Genomic DNA, 4593 nt, shown 5'->3' with positions numbered 1-4593 from the left:
TTGGTTAATTGAAAGTAATTCAACAAAATTCGGCACCTTAGTTAATTATTTACGTGGCTAAATAAAGTCAAACGGCAATAAAGTAAAAGACTAGTCAGTATACTGGCTGCTATTCCTCTGCCTAAGTATTATTTAGAGAGAACTAACAGCAGCTAGATGATTGTTACTGTTCAAATTTACTTTGCCTATCTCATTTCAATTCCGTTTCATAACCCTCGTTTCCCTTTTTCGTTTTGCTTAAACAGAAAAATTTACCCATACTCAGTTGTATCTAAGTCAATTTCAATTTCATTTGCATTTGTATATTTTTAAATACTTACTATTCATATAACTTATTGAAAATATTAATTATATAGTGATTTATACGTGGTTCTCGACTAATTTAACCACCGTAAATATTATGACTCTAGCTGATAATATAGGAGGGATGATGATGTTTTTATTACAGTTCATAGTTTTTCTTACTCTATCCGTATTGCGCGTCTTTGCATCGAAAACTACTAGGTATGCTGACGTTGATGTTATTTTGACCGGTGCGCAACTGCTTCGTCCATATAACACTATTTTTTGTACACCTTCCAGTAAATATAAACTCCGTACGGTTCAAATATTCACTTACTATCTCAGTGCTTTTCTCTTGTGTCTTAAACAATATTTTAAAAGTGAAAATAGTGGCGCCTGCTTGCGCTTTGTTTACAAATAATAGTTTTTTATTGCTTTTGAGGAACTTATCAAATGATAAACATTAGAGGTCGCTTTTCTTTTATCAAACATACTCAGCTTCAAAATGGCATGACTTTTATCGAAGTGCTAATTGCTTTGGTTATTATGGTTACGGGTATCTTAGGTGCTGTTGCTATGCAAGCAATCGCTAAAAAAGGTAGCTTTGATGCCATGCAACGTTCATTAGCTTCTAGCTTAGCCCAAGATATCGTTGAACGTATGCGCAGTAACGATGCCACTGCTTTGGCTAATTATGTAGGAACAGATTACGGGGACGTTTTAAATACTGTGCCGACTAAACGTTGTAAAACAAGTACTAGTTTATGCACAACGACAGAATTGACACTCAATGATCAATACGAGTGGGAGATGGCTTTAATGGGGGCAGATGTTAAAAGTGGCACTAATCATACCGGCGGCTTGGTTGATGGGCGAGCTTGTGTAAGTGTTGATAATAATGCCGTAACGGTTGTGATCACTTGGCAGGGAAGATCCGAATTAGTTAATGGTAGTACTGAGAATTGTGGCGCTACGGGCAGTAAACGTAGACAAGTATTGGTTGAAGCATTTGTCTTCTAGTACTTTTTTCTTCTGCTATAAGAATGAGAGATTAATCAACATATGAAGCAAGATAATCTTAAATATCAGCAAGGTTTTAGCTTAGTAGAAGTTTTTGTCGCTTTGGCTATTGGCTTGGTTATTTTGTCTGGTGTGTTAAGTGTTTTTATTGGCATGCGCACGACTACCGCTGAAACTTCGAGTTATGGAGAATTACAAGAAAATGGTCGCTTTGCCATCAGCGTGCTAACGGATGACATTTCAAAGCAAGACTTCTGGGGAGACTATACCGGAGTTTTTGATATTTCCACTATAAGCCATACGCTTGTCGCACCTGGAAATGATTGCGCTGGAGCAGGAGTTAATAATGCATCATTTCCTGTGGCGGTAGGACATTTTCGTACTATCTGGGGCGATATAGTTGACAGTTCAAATCCTATGGGCTGCTTTAATGACGCGAAAATTGGTTCAGATGTTATCCAAGTGAAAAGAGTTTTAGCAGGCGACTTAATTCAAAGAGCGGCAGATGGCAGTGCCATTCTAGATGTTGAAGGTAATCAAATTCCTATCGCAAGCGCAGATGCAGGAAATTACCATTTGGTTACTAACGCTAATGATGGGATTTTATTTGGCAGTGGGGCCGTGCCTGCAGTTGAAAATGGTCGAGTTTGGCAATATCAGCATCATGTATATTATGTTCGAGAGGAAGCTCAAGGTAGCAATACTGTACCAGTGTTAATGCAAGGGCAATTGACAACAAGAATGTCTTTTGCACCCATTATAGATGGTATTGAAATGATTCATTTTATGTATGGTTATGATGCTGATACTGATCCCGATACCGATGGTTATGGCGTTGTGGATGCTTATATTCCGGCAAGTGATATGACAGAAGCGTTATGGAATGATGCCGGAGGCACTAAAATTATAGCTATTAAAATCTTTGTTTTGGCACGGAATATAGCTGAAGATAACAAATATACCAATAATAATACCTACCAGTTAGGCGATTTGACGGTGACTTTTAACGATAATTACCGTCGCCTATTATTTAGCTCAACAGTGACATTGTATAATGCGAGGGTCGATTTATGGTAAGTCGTATTTATAAAATGAGTAAGGCCGTGAAACAAAGTAAACAGCGAGGTGTAGTATTAGTCGTTTCTCTAGTTTTTTTAATTGCGTTAACTGCTGTTGCTGCGGCATTAATGCAAAATACTACAACAGACATGAAAATGTCTGGTGCGAGTGAAGAAAAAATGGTTGCGGACCAAGAAGTCGTTAGTGCTGTTGATGAGTTTATCTTCAAACAAGTTACCAGTGGCTCTGGTAATAATGCTTTTGCTAAGCCGATAGCAACCTTTAAAGATGGAGCTAAAAATGTCATAGCTGAGCTAACTAATGCGAACAAATATGGTGATATTAATGCTGCATCGCTCGATCTTGCCAGCAACGAATTTAAGCTTGAAGCAGATTGCCCCCATTCTAGATCTGCTTCATCAGCGCAGGTGTTTACTTGTAACGTATTACGCATACAAATAAGCAGAAGTTATGGCCGTAATAAAACGAGTACGGTGGAAGTGAATTCAGGCATAGCCCAGCATTTATTGAAATAAAACCAGCGTATTTTTAATAAATTATGAATTGGCTAGTCATGTTTCTATTGGGGTTTTATTATGAAAAGGTTCATTACGTTAAGTTTACTGACTATATCAGCACTCGTGACTACATCTTTGCCACTTGCTGAAGATATTGAGTTATATATTAGCGACGTAGTTAGACAGTCAGCACAAAAAACCAAAGTGCTTATTATTTTTGATAATTCTGGCAGCATGGGAACTTTACATAGTGTTGATGAACCTTATCTCAGAGATGGTCAAACTGAGCCTGATTATTATCCCCCTGATGGGGCATCTCATGCCTATGATGATGATGCTACCTATTTTAATAAAGGTACTGTTGATGGTACTTCAACTATACCTGATAGCCCTAGTGACGGACGTCGTTTTTTAGCCGCGATTAATAGTTGTGAAAGCTCTAAAGAAGCTTTAAAAACAAAAGGTTTTTATACCGGACATATTCGTGAATATACTATTAAAGGCAATAGTGGTACTTGGGAAGAAATACCAGATAATAATGGTTTGAACATTGACGTTCTTGATTGTGAAGGCGATGTCAAAACAGCGGACAATATCGGTAGCGAAAAAAATATAGATGGTTTACCGCTTGGCTACCCTGCCGATGATTTAGGTACAAGGAAAGATCCTGTTTACCATACAATGGATGAAAGTAAATCAGCAATTGCTTGGTCTGGCCCTTTGGTGACCTTATATACCGCAAATTATCTTCGCTGGTATCATAGTGCACTTAAAAACAAAATTACGGAAAGTCGTTTAGAAACAGCAATAAGAAGTATCACAAACGTTATTGAAACAACTGACGGGATAGAGTTTGGTCTAGAAATATTCAACTATAATAGATGGAATAGTTCACCAAATAATGGTGGTCGCGTTGTTTATGGTATAAATGAAATGACAGCATCTCATCAGGTGACTCTTATTGATATTATTGATAATGATCTTACCGCGTATACCTGGACTCCTTTGTGTGAAGCAACCTATGAAGCACAACAGTACTTTTCTGGTAAAGCGGTAGTATATGGCGATGATGCTAGGAACTCAGCTAGACCCATAGCTGACTCTACAATAATTAATAGTGATAATGAATATATCACTCCATTTGATGAATGTACTGATAAAGCCTACATCATATTAATCACCGATGGTGAACCAACATATGATACTCAAGCTGATAGTAAAATCACGGCATTAACATCTAAAATTCCTGATGGTATCGATGAAAATGGAGCTAGTGTATTAAAAACTATTACCTTTACAGGTAGCCACGAACATTTTGATAACTCTAGTTATAATGATGAAAATTTAAGTAAGGCAAGTTACTTACCTGCCATAGCCGGTTGGATGAATAATTACGATGTAAACTTAAATATTGATGGTGTGCAAACTGTATCAACTCATACCATTGGTTTTAGTGATGGTGCTGATGATGCCGCTGGCTTATTAATTGAGACAGCAAAACGCGGTGGCGGAGAGTATTTTTCTGCTAATAATGAATTACAGTTAACCAGCGCGTTGCAAAGTACTTTACGCAATTTAGCACCAGCTAACGATAGTTTAACCTCAGCTTCTGTAGCCGCAAATAACTTTGATAGAACTGAAACTTTAAATTCTGTCTATTACGCAATGTTTGACCCTCGAAATGGTCCCCGTTGGCAAGGCAACTTAAAGAAAT

The 4593-nt window shown here is 37.6% G+C and carries 3 protein-coding genes and 1 pseudogene; all 4 read left to right on the top strand.

Going from position 1 to position 4593, the window contains the following annotated elements; translation table 11 throughout:
- Positions 1-735 precede the first annotated feature (735 nt).
- Positions 736-1302, top strand: coding sequence for a type IV pilus modification protein PilV (pilV, locus tag HRT50_RS17925; RefSeq protein WP_291617032.1), 567 nt, complete (start codon positions 736-738; stop codon positions 1300-1302).
- Between the two features lie 42 nt (positions 1303-1344).
- Positions 1345-2379 (top strand): PilW family protein, encoded by a 1035-nt coding sequence (locus HRT50_RS17920; RefSeq protein ID WP_291617030.1) that lies wholly within the window; start codon positions 1345-1347, stop codon positions 2377-2379.
- Positions 2373-2897 (top strand): PilX N-terminal domain-containing pilus assembly protein, encoded by a 525-nt coding sequence (locus HRT50_RS17915; protein WP_291617027.1) that lies wholly within the window; start codon positions 2373-2375, stop codon positions 2895-2897. The genes HRT50_RS17920 and HRT50_RS17915 overlap by 7 nt, the downstream gene beginning before the upstream one ends.
- Positions 2898-2957: 60 nt before the next feature.
- Positions 2958-4593, top strand: a pseudogene (locus HRT50_RS17910) (rRNA (guanine-N1)-methyltransferase); the annotation flags it as partial.

The sequence above is a fragment of the Colwellia sp. genome (assembly GCF_013215345.1).
Lineage (GTDB): Bacteria > Pseudomonadota > Gammaproteobacteria > Enterobacterales > Alteromonadaceae > Colwellia.
Note: the sequence above shows the minus strand (reverse complement) of the source record. Positions and strands in the feature narration are given on the sequence as shown.